The sequence below is a fragment of the Burkholderia sp. Ac-20353 genome (assembly GCF_017104785.1).
GTDB lineage: Bacteria > Pseudomonadota > Gammaproteobacteria > Burkholderiales > Burkholderiaceae > Burkholderia.
In genome coordinates, this window is sequence record NZ_JAAGPL010000014.1 from 94286 (window position 1) to 111063 (window position 16778).

Genomic DNA, 16778 nt, shown 5'->3' on the forward strand with positions numbered 1-16778 from the left:
CTCACGCCGATTCCGTCGATTTCGATTCAGTCGATTTCGTGCGGCGCTCTCGCGACGCCACCCCCAGCACCTCGGCAACCCGCGCGAATCGCGTCTGCTCGGCCGGCGTGAGTTCGCCTCGCGTGGCCGCCAGCATGCGCGCCACCTCGAGCGCGCGACGGCGCTCGGGTTCGCCCGGCAGCAATCGCGGCAACCCCGCGAGCGCGCGTTCCTCGTCGAGCAGCACGAGGAAGGTCTGGCGCTTCACCACTTGCTTGAGGTCGGCGATCCGGATCTGCGCGTCGAGCCCGGATTCGCGCATCAGCTCGCGCATTGCATTGAACGGGCGCTCGTCGACCACCTGGAGCTCGCGGCCGCAATAGATGATCAGCCGCATCGCGCCATCCAGCAGCGTTCCGCTCTCGAACGCGGCTTCCAGTTCGCGCCGCTTGAGCCGCTTGAACTCCTCCTCGAACCAGCTCTCCGTTTCACGCGTGCGACGCTGCACGGAGCCCTCCTTCAGGCCGACCAGCGATGCGAGCCATGGCGACTCGTAGATCGTTCTGAACAGGATTTCGACGGTGCCGTCGCGCCATGCCTGATAGCTGTCGAGACCGCACACGATCGCCTGCGACACCTGCGCCTCGCCTGCGTGCAGCGCGTTTCCGGACGACGCGGGTTGCCGTGCCGCCCGCACCATGTCAGCCGCCAGCCCGACGGCCCATGCCGCCGGATTCAGGTTCGACATCGCCCACCGCTCGACGCGCGCCGGGTTCATCAGCCGCGCCCAGGCCGCCGTCCACGGATTCGATGCCGCCTTCACCCACGGCGAGACGAACGTGTCGTAGGCGCCCTGGTTGACTTCGGCGACACGTTTGACGACTTCGAACGCGCGCTCTCCGTCGCGCCCGTCGCCGAGCGCGAGGATGTCGGCAATCTCACGGGCCTCGAAACGAATCAGATACCGCCCCTCGACAAACTCGCGGCCCGGCAGGTCGGGCTGCGTATCCTCGATCACCGCTTCGTACAAACCGGGCGGCAGCACATCGATCAGGTCGAGCGCGCTGATGAGCTCCGTGTGCTCCTTCTTCGCGATGCCGGCCGATACGAAGATTCCCAGATGCCCGATCTTGTCGTTCAGGCAATAAACGATCGTCTGCTCGTTGTAGCGAATCGCGTCGACGCTGTCGTACAGATCGGGAATCCAGTAGAGCGCCTGTTGCGGCGGCGTGATGTTGTCGCCCCACGACGCGAACACGATGATCGGCGAGCGGATGTTGCGCAGATCGATGCGCGCGTTGCCGTCGGCCGACACCACCTCGCCGGCGGACAGACGATTGCCGACGAAGAGGTTTTGCGTGATCCATTCCATTTCCTTCTTGTTCATCAGGAAATGGCCGCCCCACCAGCGCTCGAATTCCAGGAAGCGGGCCGGCTCCGTGTCGACGTTCGCATAGACGTTGTAGAGCTTCGTCCAGTACGTGTTCGCGGGGTTCATCTGCTCGAAGTTGTTGACCAGATAGGCGCCGTCGAAGGTGCCGTTCCCGCAATCGCCCGCGAACGACGCGAGCCAGGTGCCGCCGAGCAAGCCGCCCGAGTAGCGCATCGGATTTTTGCCTGCGACGCCGGCCCAGTACGACACCGGCGAGCCCGCGAGCAGCAGCGGGCCGGCCATCTCGGGAACGGCGGCCGCGAGGATCAGCGCCGCCCATCCGCCTTGGCAATTGCCGATCAGGAACGGCTTGTCTTGCGCATCAGGGTGCAATTCCGCAACGCGTTCGAGAAAGGCGATCTCCGCGCGCGTCACCGATTCGATCGTCTGGCCCGGTTCCGGCTGCGGATGGAAGAACACGAAATAGCACGGATGCCCCTGCTTCAGCGCGATGCCGATTTCGCTATCCATCTTGAAACCGCCGATCCCCGGCCCGTGGCCGGCGCGCGGATCGATGACGACGAACGGCCGCTTCGCCGGATCGGTTTCAGGCGCCCCTGCCGGCGGCACGATGCGCGCGAGTGCATAGTTCGCCGGCTCCGGCAGTTCCCGGCCGTCGGCGACGACTTCATACTCGAACGCGAGCACCGGCGGCTTGCCGGACTGCGCGTGGTCGAGATAGACGTTTCCCCGCTCGCGCAGCACGTCGAGAAACAGGATGCTGCGTTGCCATGCATCGATCCCGTATTCGACGGCGTCTTGCGCGCATCGAACCAGGGATGGAATTGCGTGATCGACATCGGACATGCTGGAACTCCTGTTAGAGGAACTTCGGACAGCGCAAACGACGCTTCGCAAGATCAGCAGGCGAGACTGCCGCGTGGCGTCGCACGCAGGATGGCGAACCCGTCGAACGCGGATGCTGGCAGACAGACATTACGCAAGACCGGCCCGCAATCGGGAAAACGAGATGATTACGATTTGATCTCAGGCAATTAAAATATGAATACGCTTCATATTTTAAAATCATCATATGAATGAGCCTCACATTTTGTCAAGAGCGTCGAAATCCCCGACGCAAGAGCGCGGCGAACGTCGCGTGGCCGATCTTCTTCAATCAGCCGAATATTTCTTCGAAACGGACGGATACGACGGGACGACGATGAGCGGCATCGCGAATCGGGCCGGCGCGTCCGTCGGCTCGCTCTATCAGTTCTTTCCGAGCAAGGAGAACATCGGCCTGGCGTTGCTGCTCCGGTATATGGACGAGTTGTCCGGGCAGCTCGATGAATTCAAAAAAGATTTACCGAATACGCCAAGAGAATTTGCGCATCGTTTGATCTCGATCATTTTCGACTATGTGGCACAGCGTCCGGTATGGGCGATTTTGTCCGAAGTGCCCGCGCTGATGCCGCATCAATATGCGGTCGATCGTTTGTCCGCGACCCTCTGCAACCTGATGACGTCATATGCACGTTCCATGAAGGAACGCGAACTGTCCAGGGTGTCGATCACCGCGTCGTTGATGATTCGCGGCGCGGTTCAGGGCATCCGGCTGGTCGACGCGCGCGAACGCGCATCGCTGCGTCGGGAAATGCAGCGGGCGCTGGGGAGCTATCTCGAGGAGCGATTGGGCACTCGGCCGAACGCGCGCGAATGATCCGCCTCGGTCGGATCGTGCACGTGCACGTGCAATGCGCCCGCCAGATGCTAGTGCGCGAGGTGGGGAAGGCGGACAGGAAACATGACGCGCCCCACAAACATCGCTTGCCAATATATCGCTAGCAACATATCATGCGAATCATTCGAAACGGGCGATGAGTCGCCACGGACAGCCCAAGCGTGTGCTCGTGGCTTGCACCGCCTCCGCCGCCGCAACGATGCGCAGAACCATGAAGAAACCCGACACCCATGAAGAACTGAAGCTCGCCCGGCAGGTCTGCTTTCCGTTCTATGCAGCCACGAACCTGCTGCAACGGCTTTACAGGCCATTGCTCGCGCCGCTCGGCCTCACCTATTCGCAATATCTGGTGATGATGGTGCTTTGGGAGCACGAGCAAGCGACCGTCGGGGAGCTCAAGGCGTGTCTCCATCTGGACAACGGCACCCTTACCCCGCTGCTGAAGCGCATGGAGCAGGCACGGCATATCGTTCGATCCCGCGATCCGGCGGACGAGCGCCGCGTCATCATCGCGCTGACGCCTGAGGGAAGCGCCCTCCGCAGGCCCGCTCGCGAGATTCCGGGTACGCTGCTGCGTCAACTCGGCGTCGAACGCGCGCAACTGAGCGGGCTGCAGTCCACCGCTCAGGATCTGGTGCGTCTCCTGGCGGAGCACGCACAATGACGGCCGACGGGCAATCGCGCCGCTCGTGAATCGCTGCTGCTCGTTCATCACGTCAGGCAAGCTTCACGCCGGCACTTTTCTCATCGCTCACGCTTAGCATTACAGATCAATTAACGACTGATCGACGACGAATTCACCGAAATCGATCATCCGGAAATTCCACCTCGAACCGACAACGAACACATGATGAAGATCTTCTACCACACCCGCGCCACCGCCACGGGCGGACGTTCCGGCCGCACGGCGCTCGATGACGGCAGCCTTGCGCTGGACCTTGCAATGCCAGGATCCGGCAAGACCGGCACCAACCCCGAGCAACTGTTCGCGCTCGGCTACGCGGCGTGTTTCGATAACGCGCTGGCGGTGGCGGCGAGCCGGATGAAACTGCCACTCGCCGGAAGCCGGACCTCGGCCGAAGTCGGAATCGGGCAAGCGGCCGAAGGCGGTTATGCGCTGGAGGTCGCTCTGCATGTCGTCGTGAAGGGGCTGAGCGACGACGATGCACGCAAGCTCGTCGAAGCGACCCATCGCACCTGCCCGTATTCGAACGCCCTTCGCGGCAACGTGGACGTGCGCTTGCACGTGTCCGTCGACTGACTGCACGATTCGCCGCGATCGACGCGGTAATGGGGCTGAACGACAGCTTCTACATGTCGGCGATCATCTTCATCGCGAACATTCCGCCGATCCGGATCACGAAGCCGTCAAAGCTCGCAGGCGGCGCCGACCCAGCGGCCGGCGCACACTGACGTTCAAGTGCGGAATCCGTTGCCGGATCGGGTGGATCTTCCGGACATTGCGTTTTCAATACGCGTTAAAACCGATAACTGATCGAAACCAGCGTCGCGACAGGATCCAGAGTGATCTTTGCCATGCTTTTCACTTCCCCTCCGTTCGGCAATTTCGTAGTCAGGTTGGCCTTGGTGCTGAACGGGAGATAAGAAAGCGAAAGAACCGCCGACCAATGTTTGTCAAACTGATAGCTCATGCCTGCATTGAAAACCGGCGACCATTCGCTCTCGACGTCGGCGCTGGTCGGCAACCCCGCTGTCACACCGTGCGTCACCTGCATGCTCAATGCCTGCTGGAACTGGGAGCTGACATGCGCGTTCGTGAACCAGATGTAGCTGACACCCAGGCCAAGATAGGGCCGCCATCTGGAATCCGCTCGTCCGAAGTAGTACTTCAGCACCAGCGACGGGCTCCACTGTCGAACTTCGCCGAGCGGATTGATCGACGCAGACGAGAGCACTCCCGTGCCGGAGAATTTGAATTTCGGCGGAATTCCGGCGACCGTCTCCAATGCGATGTTGTCCGTGAGGAAATGCGTGAACGTCAATCCAAACGTATCCGCGTTGTCGGCATTGACCCCCGTATTCGGAACCGACTGGCCACCCACGACGAGCGGATCGCTCGACGTCTGCGGCGCGATGCGTAACCAGCCTGCGCCGACGACGTTGCTGCCGGCAGACTGCGCATGCACGCCGGCACTCATCAGAAATACGGCGGCGGCAATGGCCAGATTCTTGAATTTCATTACGAACAGTCTCCATATTTTTTATAAGGACTTCAAATAAACCGACGCTGCAAATCTCCATGAAACAGTCGTCGGGAGCCGCGTTTCCGTCTCCCGACTTTCGTGTCGCCGTATAGCGGTCAGTCGACCGTATGCAGTGCTCGCCGCAGGATCTTCCCGACAGTCGACTTCGGCAGCGAATCGACGAATTGAACGACCTTTGGCACCTTGTACGCCGCCATCCTTGCCCGGCAATGCGCGATGACGGCCGCTTCGGTCACGTCGGCGCCCGGCGCCATGATGACGAACAGCTTGACCGCTTCGCCGGTCCTTTCGTCCGGCACGCCCACGCACGCGCACTCGGCGACGCCGTCGAACGACGTCACGACCGCTTCCACTTCGTTCGGGTAGACGTTGAAGCCCGACACGATGACCATGTCCTTCTTGCGGTCGACGATCTTCAAAAAGCCTCTGTCGTCGAACACGCCGACGTCGCCGGTGCGGAAGTAGCCATCCGGAGTGAATGCCCTCGCGTTCGCCTCCGGCTGCTGCCAGTAGCCTGTCATCACTTGCGGCCCTTTCACGCAGATCTCGCCGGGCTCGCCGATATCGACTTCGCGGTCGTTGTCGTCGAGCAGCACGACGTCGGTAGACGGCACGGGCAGGCCGACGGTACCCGTGAATTCGCGGATGGATTGCGGATTAAACGACACCACGGGCGAGGTCTCCGACAGACCGTAGCCCTCCCGGATGAAATTGCCGGTGACGGCCTTCCATCGTGCCGAAACCACATCGATCATCGCCGAGCCGCCACCGGCCGACAACTTCAGGCGCGACCAGTCCACCTCCTTCAGGCGCGGATGGCTGGCAAGCCCTGCATACAGCGTGTTGACGCCAAAGAAGACGGTCGGCCGCACGGCCTTCAGCGTGTCGATGAACGCGTCGATCTGCCGCGGATTGGCGACAAGCCAGTTTTCCGCGCCGTTCGCGAAATACGACAGGAAGTTCACCATGAGCGCAAAGATGTGATACAGCGGGATCGCCGTGACGACGACCTCCTCGCCCGGCCGTTGCACATCCGGCATGAAGGCCCGGAACTGCTCGATGTTGGCAAGAAGATTGCGGTGCGACAACGCGGCCCCTTTCGACAGCCCGGTCGTGCCGCCCGTGTATTGCAGGAACAACAGGTCGCTGCCATCGACGGCGACCGGCTCGCACGCGAGCCGCGCGCCTTCGGCGAGCGCAGCAGTCAGCGTGACCATCAACGTGACCGTCCCGCACGAGAGCCCCGGATGCCCGGTCGCGGCAACCGGCATTGCGCCGATTTCGTCGGCCGAAGCCGTGATCACCGTCCTGATGCGCGTGCTCGCGATCACGTCCGCCAGCGTCCCCGCGGAACCGTCGTAGACCACGATCGCCTCGACACCCGCGTCATTGAGCTGATGTTCGAGTTCCCGTGCCGTATAGAGCGGATTGACGTTGACCTGGATCGCGCCGATCTTCGTGACGGCAATGAACACGATCGGAAAAGCCAGCACGTTGGGCAGCATCACGGCGACGCGATCGCCCTTGCGGATCCCGACGATCTGCTGCAGATACGCGGCCAGCGCGGACGACAGGCGATCGACATCCGCATAGCTCAGCGTTTGGCTGGCTGTGCGGAACGCGGGCTTGTCCGCGAACCGGCGCATCGCGTCGTCCAGTAGCGCATTCATCGAAAGATAACGATCGGGGTCGATCTCTGCGGGGATCGAGCCGTATGACGCGATCCAGTGTCTCTTGATCATTTAGGTATCCTTTAACTGCCAGCGCGAAGGCTTCGCGCTTCTCACGGGAATCGCTCCCGGACCGCCGCGGGCGCCGTCCGGCATCGCGTGCGCGAACCGTCTCGCCAGCGGCGACTATCGCGCGCCAGCGTCGCTTTGAAAATGATCGAGACGGACAGATGAACTGTCCTTGAACGTCGCCGCGCGCGAACCTTCGCGCCGGCGGCGGCTTTGGCGGGCGGGCCGCGTGTGGAACATGATTAAAACGGACAAGCGGGCTGTCCTTGAAAGCCGGGGTGTCGGTCTTTCCAGCCCGCGAGCTTTGTCGCCGCTGGTGCGGCAGCCGATGACTGAATGGTACGTTTGAGTGCAGAATTACGCTTCGGTGCGTATCGAATCGGACTCAGGACTTGCTCATGCAGCACAATGCACTTTCAAAACCAGCGAAGACGCAACGCTGCCGCGATCGGTCAGCCGATCCCGCACATCCCGCCACGCTTTCCGAAAAGCGCTTCTCGCCGTCGAAGCTCGCGGCCCTGATCGACGTCGCGTCAGAATCGGGACTGGACCTCACCGCCGTGCTGGCCGGGACCGGGCTCGATCCCGACACGATCGCCAACCCGTTCACGCTCACGTCGACGCAACAGTTCCTGACCGCTGCGCGCAACGCGATCGGCCAATACGCGCATTCCGACCTGGGCGTGCGCGTCGGCAGCCGGCTGCGCGCGTCGAGTTATGGAATGTTCGGCTATGCGTTGCTGTGCTCGGAGTCGATGGAACACGGGTTCAACTCGGCCGTCAAGTTTCATCAGCTCGCGAACGGGATGCTCGGTATCCGATGGGTCAGGCAGGATGATTTTGCATCCTGGCTGTTTCCCGCCAGGGAGGAAGTGTCGCTGCCCGGACTCGACACCAACCTGTATGACTTCCTGATCGATCTGCAGTTTGCGTTGCACGTAACGGTCATCAAAGACGCCATGGGTGCATGGTGCGTGCCGGCGCGCGCGCAATTCATGCGGACTCGACCTGCGCACGCGGCGCTGCTGGCCGACGTGCTCGACTGTCCGCTTGCGTTCGACCAGCCGGGCAACGTGCTCAGCTACCCGGCCGCGTGGCTGCCGCGCGCAGGGCATCTCGCACACCCGATCACTGCGGCGCAAGTGTCGTCGCACTGCGCGCGCCTGCTCGACGAACTGCGCAACCAGTCCGACGTCACGCGGCGCGTGTACCAGGAACTGACGCGCACGCCGGGCCGGTTTCCGGACATCGACGCGATCGCCGAGGGGCTGTGCATGACCGCGCGCACGCTGCGCCGCAAGCTCGAGGCCGCGGGAACGTCATATAGCGAATTGCTGACGAGCGTGCGCAAAGCGCTTGCGATCGACTATCTGGGCACGACCGCGCTGAGTATCGACGACATCGCGCAAGCACTGGATTTCAGCGATGCGGTCAGCTTTCGGCATGCGTTCAAGCGCTGGACCGGAAAGACGCCGAGCGAAGCGCGCGACAACCGGGAATCGTAAGCCGCCGCCGTGCAACGCTGCGCGCGCCGCTGCGCCGCCTTTGATCTCATCGCGGATCCGGACGTCACCGGATCCGCGCTACTCCATCACACGATCCGTTCGATCGCGATCGCCGTCGCCTCGCCGCCGCCGATGCACAGCGACGCCACGCCGCGCGAGAGGCCGTACGTCTCGAGCGCCGCGAGCAACGTGACCATCACGCGCGCGCCCGACGCGCCGATTGGGTGACCGAGCGCACATGCGCCGCCATGCACGTTGACCTTGTCGTGCGACAGGTCGAGATCGCGCATCGCCGCCATCGCGACCACCGCGAACGCCTCGTTGATTTCGAACAGGTCGACGTCGCGCAGCTGCCAGCCGGTCTTCTCCGACAGCTTGCGCAGCGCGCCGACCGGCGCCGTCGGGAACAGGCTCGGCTTGTCCGCGTACGTTGCATGCCCGATGATCACGGCCTTCGGCGTGAGGCCGCGCCGCTCCGCTTCCGAGCGGCGCATCATCACGAGCGCCGCGGCGCCATCCGAGATCGACGACGAGTTCGCGGCCGTCACCGTGCCGCCCGCGCGGAATGCCGGCTTCAGCGTCGGGATCTTGTCGAGCTTCGCGTTGCCCGGCTGTTCGTCGATGCTCACCACGGTTTCCGTCTTGCCCGCGCTCACGCTCACCGGCGCGACTTCGGCAGCGAAGTGGCCTTGCGCGATCGCCTTCTGCGCGCGCGTGAGCGACGCGATCGCGAATGCATCCTGCGCTTCGCGCGTGAAACCGTAGGATTGCGCACAATCCTCGGCGAAGGTGCCCATCAGGCGGCCCTTGTCGTACGCATCCTCGAGGCCGTCGAGGAACATGTGGTCGAGCACCTGCCCGTGCCCCATCCGATAGCCGCCGCGCGCCTTCGGCAGCAGGTACGGCGCGTTGCTCATGCTCTCCATGCCGCCCGCGATCATCGCGCTGGCGCTGCCCGCGACCAGCAGGTCGTGGGCGAACATCGCGGCCTTCATCCCGGAGCCACACATCTTGTTGACCGTGGTCGCGCCCGCCGCCAGCGGCAGCCCCGCCTTCAGCGCCGCCTGCCGCGCCGGAGCCTGCCCTTGCCCGGCAGGCAGCACGCAGCCGAACACGATCTCGTCGATCTGTTCGGCCGGCAGGCCCGCGCGCTCGAGCGCGGCGCGAATCGCCACCGCACCGAGGTCGCTCGCGCCGGCAGCGGCCAGCTCGCCCTGAAAACCGCCCATCGGGGTGCGTGCCGCACCGACGATAACGATCGGATCCTGTGTCGTCATGGTTCCCTCTCCTTCAGTATCAGCGCGGCGCCATGCGCAACGCGCCATCGAGCCGAATCACCTCGCCGTTCAGCATCGGGTTTTCGGCGATATGGCGCACCAGCGCCGCGAATTCGTCGGGCCGCCCGAGACGCGACGGGAACGGCACGCTCTTGCCCAGCGAGTCCTGCACTTCCTGCGGCATCCCGGTCAGCATCGGCGTCTCGAAGATGCCCGGCGCGATCGTCACGACGCGGATGCCGAAGCGCGCGAGCTCGCGCGCGACCGGCAGCGTCATCCCGACCACGCCAGCCTTCGACGCCGCATACGCGGCCTGGCCGATCTGCCCGTCGAACGCCGCGACCGACGCGGTGTTGACGATCACGCCGCGCTCGCCGTTCGCGTCGGCGTCCTGCTTCGACATCGCGTCGGCCGCGAGCCGCATCATGTTGAAGGTGCCGACGAGGTTGATCGACACTGCGCGCGCGAAGCTGTCGAGCCGGTGCGGGCCGTCGCGTCCGACAACCTTCTCGCCCGGCGCGACACCCGCGCAGTTCACGAGGCCGTCGATCCGCCCGAACGCGTCGAGCGTGGCCGCGATCGCGGCCTGGCCGTCCGCGTCGCTCGTCACGTCGGCCACCGCACTGCGCGCCGCCGTACCGAGTTCGCGCGCGACGCCGGCGACGGCATCCGCGTTGATGTCGAGCAGCATCGCGCGGCCGCCCTGTGCGACGACCATGCGCGCCACCGCGGCGCCGAGGCCCGAGCCCGCCCCCGTGACGACAAATACCCGGTTATCGATGTTCATCTGTGTTGCTCCGTTCAGGAATGGGTGCTGGGTTCGACTGCCATCTTGCGCAGCACGAAGCGCTGGATCTTGCCGCTCGGCGTCTTCGGCAGCGCCTCGACAAATTCGACCGCGCGCGGATACGCATGCGCGGACAGGCGTTTCTTCACGTGCAGGCTCAGTTCTTCGGCAAGCGCCGGCGAAGGCGCATGGCCCGCCGACAGCACGACGTACGCCTTGACTATCTCGGTCCGCTCCGGATCCGGCACGCCGATCACGGCGGCCTCCATCACGGCCGGATGCTCGATGAGTGCGCTTTCGACGTCGAACGGGCCGATCCGGTAGCCAGCCGACGTGATCACGTCGTCGGCGCGGCCGATGAAGCTGATGCTGCCGTCCGGCTCGAGCTCGACGCTGTCGCCGGTGCGGTAATAGCCGCCGGCGATCGCGGGCGTTTCCTGGCGCCAGTAGCCGCTGAACCACAACAGCGGCGAGCGCGCGAGGTCGATCGCGAGCACGCCCGGCTGGTTCGGCGGGAGTTCGCGGCCCGCGTCGTCGAGCACCGCGACCCGGTAACCGGGCATCGCGAGGCCGGCCGAACCCGGATGCACCGGATGCGCGAGCCCGTGATGGTTGTTCACGACCATGCCGAGCTCGGTTTGGCCGTAGTGATCGTGGATCGGCGCGCCGAGCTCGGTGTCGAACCAGCGGATCACCTCCGGATTCAGCGGCTCGCCCGCACTGCTCACGACGCGCAGTTGGCCCTTGATGCGGCTGGCCGGCGCGGAGCCGGCCGCCATCAGTAGCCGGTAGGCGGTCGGCGAGCCCGCGAGACTCGTGATGCCGAGCCGCTCGATCACGTCGTAGACGCCCTCGACCGTGAAGCTGCTCTCGCACAGCGTCGTCGCATGGCCGAGCAGCAGCGGACCGGTGATCGCGTAATAGAGGCCGTACGCCCAGCCCGGATCGGCGATGTTCCAGAAGCGATCGTCCGGGCGCAGGTCCACCGCGTCGCGCATGTACGCACCGAACGCGAGCAGCGCATGCATCGGCACCGGCACGCCTTTCGGCAGCCCGGTCGTGCCGGACGTCGACATCATCATCAGCAGGTCCGTCCCCGTGCGCGGCACCGGGTCGAAGGTGTCGGGCTGCGCGGCGAGCGCGGCGAGGAAATCGATGTCGCCGTCCGGCAGCGACGCGCCCGGTTCGCGCACGGTCGCCACCGGCGGGCAACTGGCGACGTCGTCGAGCTTGGCCCGGTTCGCGACGTTGGTCACGACGAGCTTCGCTTCGCTCATCCGCAGCCGGTGCTCGATCGCCTTCGGCCCGAACGCGGTGAACAGCGGCTGGTAGACCGCGCCCGCGCGCCAGGTGCCGAGCACCGTCGCGAGCAGTTCGGGCGTGCGCGGCAGCAGGCCGGCGACCACGTCGCCGGGCCGCACGCCTTGCGCGACGAGGAGATGCGCGACCCGCGCGGACAGCGCCTGCATCTGCGCAAAGCTGAAGCTGTGGTGCCGGCCGCTCGCGTCGATCCAGTCGAGCGCCGTCCCGCCGGCCGCCACGTGCCGGTCGCAGCACTCGACGCACGCGTTCAGCCCGTGCGCGAGGTCGCCGTGCAGTTGTGCGGCGGCCGCCTCGATGCTGAATCGCGCCACCGCGTCGGCGTAAGCGGGCGTCGTACTGGCGACGGATTGGTCTGACATGGGTGTCTCCTCCCGGTGTATGGCTGCCGCCTCGTTGGATGGCACGGCAGATCCGTACCTGATGGTAGTAATCGCCGACATTGCAAACAATGACAAATCAGGTCTACGATCGTGATCGGAAATACCATGTCGGGAGGAACTGCGGTGGAACGGCAGATGATTGCGCCGGCGTTTGTCGAAGATGCGCTCGCGAGCCTGCGCCGGCAGGGCGTCGACGTCGCGCCGATCCTGCGCGCGGCCGGCCTGCCGGCCGAGGTCGACGCGCCGGTGACGGTCCAGCAATACGGGCGGCTATGGCTCGCGATGGCGGAGGCGCTCGACGACGAGTTCTTCGGCCTGGCCGCGCGCCCGATGCGGGTCGGCAGCTTTGCGCTGCTCTGCCATGCGGTGCTGCACACGAACACGCTCGAGCAGGCGCTGCGGCGCTCGCTGAGGTTTCTGCGCGTGGTGCTCGACCATCCGCACGGCCGGCTCCAGGTGGCGGGCGGCGACGCGCGGATCGTGCTCGCCGACGTCGGCGAGCCGCGCCCCGCGTTTGCGTACCGGACCTACTGGCTGGTGCTGCTCGGGCTCGCGTGCTGGCTCGTCGGGCGGCGCATTCCGCTGCGGCGCATCGATTTCTCGTGCCCGAGCCCCGAGCATCGCGCCGATTACAGCCAGTTCTTTGGCGCGCCGGTTCATTTCGGCCAGCCCGACAGCCGGCTGACGTTCGATGCCGCGTACCTGAGCCTGCCGACGATCCGCTCCGAGCAGGCGCTGAAGACCTTCCTGCGCGGCGCGCCCGCGAACATCCTCGTGCGCTATCGGCACGACACGGGCTGGGTCGCGAAAATCCGCGCGCACCTGAAAGCGATGCCGGCGGCGGACTGGCCGTGCTTCGACACGCTGGCCGCGCAGCTCGACATGCCGCCGGCGACGCTACGGCGGCGCCTGCGCAGCGAAGGACAGAGCTTCGCCGCGATCAAGGACGAACTGCGCAGCGTGATGGCCCAGGCGCTGCTGCGCGAAGGCACGCGCAGCGTGGCCGATATTGCGGGCGACCTGGGGTTTTCCGAGCCGAGCGCGTTTCATCGCGCGTTCCGCAAATGGACGGGTGAGTCGCCCGGCGGGTTTCGCGCGGATCGGGCGGGGCTTCGCCGCGGGTCCGATGCGGATGGCGAAGACGCCGATCCGGCGATGCGCGGCGACGATTGATGTATCGCGCGGCGCTACCTCACCGCAATCGCCACGACAAAGAAAACACAGGCCAACGCAGACGCCACGGTCCTCACGTGGTTCCAGACGGTCCAGTCGCGCAGGTAGCGCGTCCAGAACGCCGTGCCGTCGGCCGTCGCCGGATCGATCGTGGCGAGCGCATCGTTGAGCGGCACGTTGAAGATCATCGTGACGGCGAACATGCCGAGCACGTAGATCGCGCCTGCCGCGACGATCCAGATCACGCCCGGTTCGTCACGATGAAACAGCGCGACGATCGCAAGCGCGAGCGACGTCAGCGTCGTGCCGAGAAACGCCGGCATGAACAGCGACCGGACGATGTCGACGTTGATCGCGTTCATCGCCGCGACGCCGGCAGCGGGCGCGATGCGGCCGAGCGACGTCATCACGAAGGTCGAGAACGCGAAATAGACGCCGGCCAGCACGCCGCAACCGATTGCGGAAAACCACAGCAGGATCGCCATGACGAGTGGTCGCATCGCTCAGCCTCCCCACGCGCCAGCCGCGGCAGCCGCGCGCGCATAGTCCGTAAATTCGCGCGCGGGCCGGCCGAGCGCGTCATCGACGCCATACAGGGTGCCCGTCGAACGTGCGTTCAACTGAATTCGAAGTCGGCCGGCGGCGCAGGCTCGTCCGCGTAGCGGAACACATCGAGATCGTCGTACTGGATGGCCGGCCTTTTGCCGGAAACGAGATCGGCGAGCAGTTGCCCCGAGCCGCACGACATCGTCCAGCCGAGCGTGCCGTGCCCCGTGTTGAGGAACAGATTCGGCATGGCTGTGCGGCCGACGATCGGCGTGCCGTCCGGCGTCATCGGGCGCAGGCCCGTCCAGAACGTCGCTTTCGACGTGTCGCCACCACCGGGAAACAGATCGTTCACGCACATCTCGAGCGTCTCGCGACGGGCCTCGCGCAGTTTCTTGTCGAAGCCGACGATTTCGGCCATGCCACCGACGCGGATGCGCTTTTCGAATCGCGTGATCGCGATCTTGTACGTCTCGTCGAGCACGGTCGACACCGGCGCGGCCGCTTCGTTCACGATCGGCGCGGTGATCGAGTAGCCCTTGAGCGGGTACACGGGAATCTTCACGATATCCGCCAGGAATTTCGTCGAGTACGAACCGAACGCCACCACGAACGCATCGGCATGCACGAGCTTGCCGCCATGCCGCGCACCGATCACGCGGCCGCCTTCGACGACCAGGCCGTCGATCACGGTGTTGTAGCGGAACGTCACGCCGAGCTGTTCCGCCAGCGCGGCAAGACGGGTCGTGAACAGCTGGCAATCGCCGGTTTCGTCTCCCGGCAGGCGCAGTCCGCCGGTCAGCTTGTGCGACGTCGCCGCAAGCGCCGGTTCGACCCGCGCGAGATCCGCCGGCATCAACAGCTCGTAGGCGACGTTCGCCTCCTTCAGCACCGCGATGTCCTTCGCGGCGCCTTCGAGCTGCTGCTGCGTCCGGAACACCTGCAGCGTCCCGCCGGTGCGGCCTTCGTATTCGATCCCGGTGTCGGCACGCAGTGCCTGCAAACAATCGCGGCTGTACTCGGCCAGGCGCACCATGCGCGCCTTGTTCACCGCGTAACGTTCGGCCGTGCAGTTCTGCAGCATCTGCCACATCCACTGCAGCTGGAACTGCTTGTCCGCGTCGTCAGGCCGGATCGCAAGCGGCGCATGCTTCTGGAACATCCATTTGACCGCCTTGAGCGGCACGCCGGGGGCAGCCCATGGCGCCGCGTAGCCGGGAGAAATCTGGCCCGCGTTTGCAAAGCTGGTTTCGAGCGCAGGACCGGTTTCGCGATCGATGACGGTCACTTCGTGACCTGCGCGTGCCAGATAGTACGCACAAGTCACGCCAACGACGCCGCTTCCCAACACAACGACTCGCATGCTGTTTCTCCTCAGGCTCCGACGCGCATACACGCTGCGCCGGCGCTGTCCGTGGTGCCGCAGCTTCCGGTCCAATCGCCGATACTAATCAACTCACCGCAGTTTTATTTCTCGTTTTCCGTCGATTATCGGCTGAATTTATTCAGCGTCAACTGAACTCGGGTCAGGCACCCTGCAGGAACCGCTCGACCAGTCGAACGAAGTAACTCGAGCCGATCGGCAGCAGATCGTCATTGAAGTCGTAGCTGGCGTTGTGCAACAGGCATGGCCCGCCGCCATGGCCGATTGCGCGGTGGTCGCCCGTTCCATTGCCGATGAACGCATAACAGCCCGGCTTTGCACGCAACATGAACGAAAAATCCTCCGCGGCCATCGTCGGCGCGATCGCCGCGTTCACCGCATCGTCCCCGACAAGTTCGCGCATCACCTCGACGGCCAGCGCGGTCTGCGCCGGATCATTCACCGTCGGCGGGTAGTTTCGATCGAACTCGATCTCGCTGTCGCAATCGAAACCGGCCGCGATCGCGGCGACGATTGCACGCATGCGCTTCTCGATGAGATCGAGCGTTTCGTCGGTAAACGTGCGAACCGTCCCGCCCAGCCATGCATCGGTCGGTACGACGTTCAGCGCTTCCCCGGCATGGATCTGCGTGACCGATAGTGCGGCCGCGTCGATCGGATTCTTGTTTCTGGTCAAAATGCTCTGCAGCGAGGTCAGGATCTGCGCGGCCGCGAACACAGGATCCGTGCCGAGGTGCGGCATCGCGCCATGACAACCGGCGCCGGTGAGCTTGATCCTGAAAAGACTGGTCGACGCCATGATCGGCCCGGGTCTCACGCCGAAATGGCCGGCCGGTATACCGGGCCAGTTGTGTACGCCGAACACGGCTTCGACCGGAAACCGCTTGAACAGGCCATCCTCGATCATCGCTTTCGCGCCGCCACCCTCCTCTTCGGCTGGCTGAAAGATGAATTGCACCGTTCCATCGAAGTCGCCCGATCGAGACAGATAACGTGCCGCGCCCAGCAGCATCGCCGTGTGTCCGTCATGGCCACAGGCGTGCATCACACCGGGTACCGTCGAGCAATGCGCAAACGCGTTCGCTTCCTGCATCGGGAGCGCATCCATGTCGGCCCGCAGGCCGATCGCGCGATCGCTCGTGCCGCGCTTCAGCGTACCGACAACCCCGGTCCGACCGATACCGCGCGCCACGCTCAGCCCCCATTCCTCGAGTCTGGTCGCGACGAGGTTCGCCGTCCTATGTACGTCATAGCCGAGCTCCGGATGCGCATGGATATCGCGTCGGATTGCTTTCAGCGCATCCGACTCCGCGTTGATTTCTGCAATGACGTTCATGATCGCGACTC

15 protein-coding genes are annotated in these 16778 nt (G+C 64.8%); 6 read left to right on the top strand and 9 right to left on the bottom strand.

All coding sequences use genetic code 11. The features are described 5' to 3' along the window. Window position 1 precedes the first annotated feature (1 nt). On the bottom strand, window positions 2-2218 hold the full coding sequence (locus G3N94_RS07225; RefSeq protein ID WP_205791510.1) for a DUF3141 domain-containing protein: 2217 nt from the start codon (window positions 2216-2218) through the stop codon (window positions 2-4). Window positions 2219-2510: 292 nt separating this feature from the next. Here G3N94_RS07225 and G3N94_RS07230 point away from each other — a divergent pair, with 292 nt between their 5' ends. The 4 genes from G3N94_RS07230 (at window position 2511) to G3N94_RS42910 (ending at window position 4505) form a co-directional block, all read left to right on the top strand. After that, entirely contained in the window at window positions 2511-3071 is a 561-nt protein-coding gene (locus G3N94_RS07230) for a TetR/AcrR family transcriptional regulator (protein ID WP_205791511.1), read from the top strand. Window positions 3072-3303: 232 nt separating this feature from the next. Then, window positions 3304-3756, top strand: a complete 453-nt coding sequence (locus tag G3N94_RS07235) for a MarR family transcriptional regulator (RefSeq protein WP_241021654.1) — start codon at window positions 3304-3306, stop codon at window positions 3754-3756. Window positions 3757-3942: 186 nt separating this feature from the next. After that, entirely contained in the window at window positions 3943-4353 is a 411-nt protein-coding gene (locus G3N94_RS07240) for an organic hydroperoxide resistance protein (RefSeq protein ID WP_205791560.1), read from the top strand. A gap of 29 nt (window positions 4354-4382) precedes the next feature. Beyond that, window positions 4383-4505, top strand: coding sequence for a hypothetical protein (locus G3N94_RS42910; protein ID WP_277398515.1), 123 nt, complete (start codon window positions 4383-4385; stop codon window positions 4503-4505). Between the two features lie 65 nt (window positions 4506-4570). On the opposite strand, the gene G3N94_RS07245 is transcribed toward G3N94_RS42910, so the two are convergent. Both G3N94_RS07245 and G3N94_RS07250 read right to left on the bottom strand, forming a co-directional pair. Then, the gene (locus G3N94_RS07245; protein WP_241021655.1) at window positions 4571-5293 is read right to left on the bottom strand and encodes an OmpW family outer membrane protein; all 723 of its coding nucleotides are present in this window, start codon (window positions 5291-5293) and stop codon (window positions 4571-4573) included. A gap of 119 nt (window positions 5294-5412) precedes the next feature. Continuing rightward, complete coding sequence (locus G3N94_RS07250) at window positions 5413-7059, bottom strand: AMP-binding protein (RefSeq protein ID WP_205791512.1); 1647 nt, start codon at window positions 7057-7059, stop codon at window positions 5413-5415. Between the two features lie 395 nt (window positions 7060-7454). Here G3N94_RS07250 and G3N94_RS07255 point away from each other — a divergent pair, with 395 nt between their 5' ends. Further along, complete coding sequence (locus tag G3N94_RS07255) at window positions 7455-8561, top strand: AraC family transcriptional regulator (RefSeq protein WP_205791513.1); 1107 nt, start codon at window positions 7455-7457, stop codon at window positions 8559-8561. Between the two features lie 86 nt (window positions 8562-8647). Here the strand turns inward: G3N94_RS07255 and G3N94_RS07260 are convergent, their stop codons facing one another. From G3N94_RS07260 to G3N94_RS07270, 3 genes are read right to left on the bottom strand one after another with little or no spacing between them, the layout of a single operon-like run. Next, complete coding sequence (locus G3N94_RS07260; RefSeq protein ID WP_205791515.1) at window positions 8648-9838, bottom strand: acetyl-CoA C-acyltransferase; 1191 nt, start codon at window positions 9836-9838, stop codon at window positions 8648-8650. Between the two features lie 19 nt (window positions 9839-9857). Then, on the bottom strand, window positions 9858-10625 hold the full coding sequence (locus tag G3N94_RS07265) for a 3-hydroxyacyl-CoA dehydrogenase (protein WP_205791517.1): 768 nt from the start codon (window positions 10623-10625) through the stop codon (window positions 9858-9860). A 14-nt stretch (window positions 10626-10639) separates the two neighbouring features. After that, complete coding sequence (locus G3N94_RS07270) at window positions 10640-12307, bottom strand: acyl-CoA synthetase (protein WP_205791519.1); 1668 nt, start codon at window positions 12305-12307, stop codon at window positions 10640-10642. Window positions 12308-12451: 144 nt separating this feature from the next. Here G3N94_RS07270 and G3N94_RS07275 point away from each other — a divergent pair, with 144 nt between their 5' ends. Then, entirely contained in the window at window positions 12452-13501 is a 1050-nt protein-coding gene (locus tag G3N94_RS07275; RefSeq protein ID WP_205791565.1) for an AraC family transcriptional regulator, read from the top strand. A gap of 14 nt (window positions 13502-13515) precedes the next feature. On the opposite strand, the gene G3N94_RS07280 is transcribed toward G3N94_RS07275, so the two are convergent. From G3N94_RS07280 to G3N94_RS07290, 3 genes are all read right to left on the bottom strand, one after another. Continuing rightward, entirely contained in the window at window positions 13516-14001 is a 486-nt protein-coding gene (locus tag G3N94_RS07280; RefSeq protein WP_205791521.1) for an anthrone oxygenase family protein, read from the bottom strand. A gap of 116 nt (window positions 14002-14117) precedes the next feature. After that, window positions 14118-15425: a D-amino acid dehydrogenase gene (locus G3N94_RS07285; protein WP_277398518.1), complete on the bottom strand. Its 1308-nt coding sequence runs from the start codon at window positions 15423-15425 to the stop codon at window positions 14118-14120. A 148-nt stretch (window positions 15426-15573) separates the two neighbouring features. Next, on the bottom strand, window positions 15574-16767 hold the full coding sequence (locus G3N94_RS07290) for a M20 aminoacylase family protein (protein ID WP_205791525.1): 1194 nt from the start codon (window positions 16765-16767) through the stop codon (window positions 15574-15576). Window positions 16768-16778: the final 11 nt, after the last annotated feature.

Bases quoted from the DNA above. Each gene is read 5' to 3' on its own strand.
- G3N94_RS07225 (WP_205791510.1), bottom strand. From the start codon at position 2,218: ATGTCCGATGTCGATCACGCAATTCCATCCCTGGTTCGATGCGCGCAA.
- G3N94_RS07235 (WP_241021654.1), top strand. From the start codon at position 3,304: ATGAAGAAACCCGACACCCATGAAGAACTGAAGCTCGCCCGGCAGGTC.
- G3N94_RS07240 (WP_205791560.1), top strand. From the start codon at position 3,943: ATGAAGATCTTCTACCACACCCGCGCCACCGCCACGGGCGGACGTTCC.
- G3N94_RS42910 (WP_277398515.1), top strand. From the start codon at position 4,383: ATGGGGCTGAACGACAGCTTCTACATGTCGGCGATCATCTTCATCGCG.
- G3N94_RS07245 (WP_241021655.1), bottom strand. From the start codon at position 5,293: ATGAAATTCAAGAATCTGGCCATTGCCGCCGCCGTATTTCTGATGAGT.
- G3N94_RS07250 (WP_205791512.1), bottom strand. From the start codon at position 7,059: ATGATCAAGAGACACTGGATCGCGTCATACGGCTCGATCCCCGCAGAG.
- G3N94_RS07255 (WP_205791513.1), top strand. From the start codon at position 7,455: ATGCAGCACAATGCACTTTCAAAACCAGCGAAGACGCAACGCTGCCGC.
- G3N94_RS07260 (WP_205791515.1), bottom strand. From the start codon at position 9,838: ATGACGACACAGGATCCGATCGTTATCGTCGGTGCGGCACGCACCCCG.
- G3N94_RS07265 (WP_205791517.1), bottom strand. From the start codon at position 10,625: ATGAACATCGATAACCGGGTATTTGTCGTCACGGGGGCGGGCTCGGGC.
- G3N94_RS07270 (WP_205791519.1), bottom strand. From the start codon at position 12,307: ATGTCAGACCAATCCGTCGCCAGTACGACGCCCGCTTACGCCGACGCG.
- G3N94_RS07280 (WP_205791521.1), bottom strand. From the start codon at position 14,001: ATGCGACCACTCGTCATGGCGATCCTGCTGTGGTTTTCCGCAATCGGT.
- G3N94_RS07290 (WP_205791525.1), bottom strand. From the start codon at position 16,767: ATGAACGTCATTGCAGAAATCAACGCGGAGTCGGATGCGCTGAAAGCA.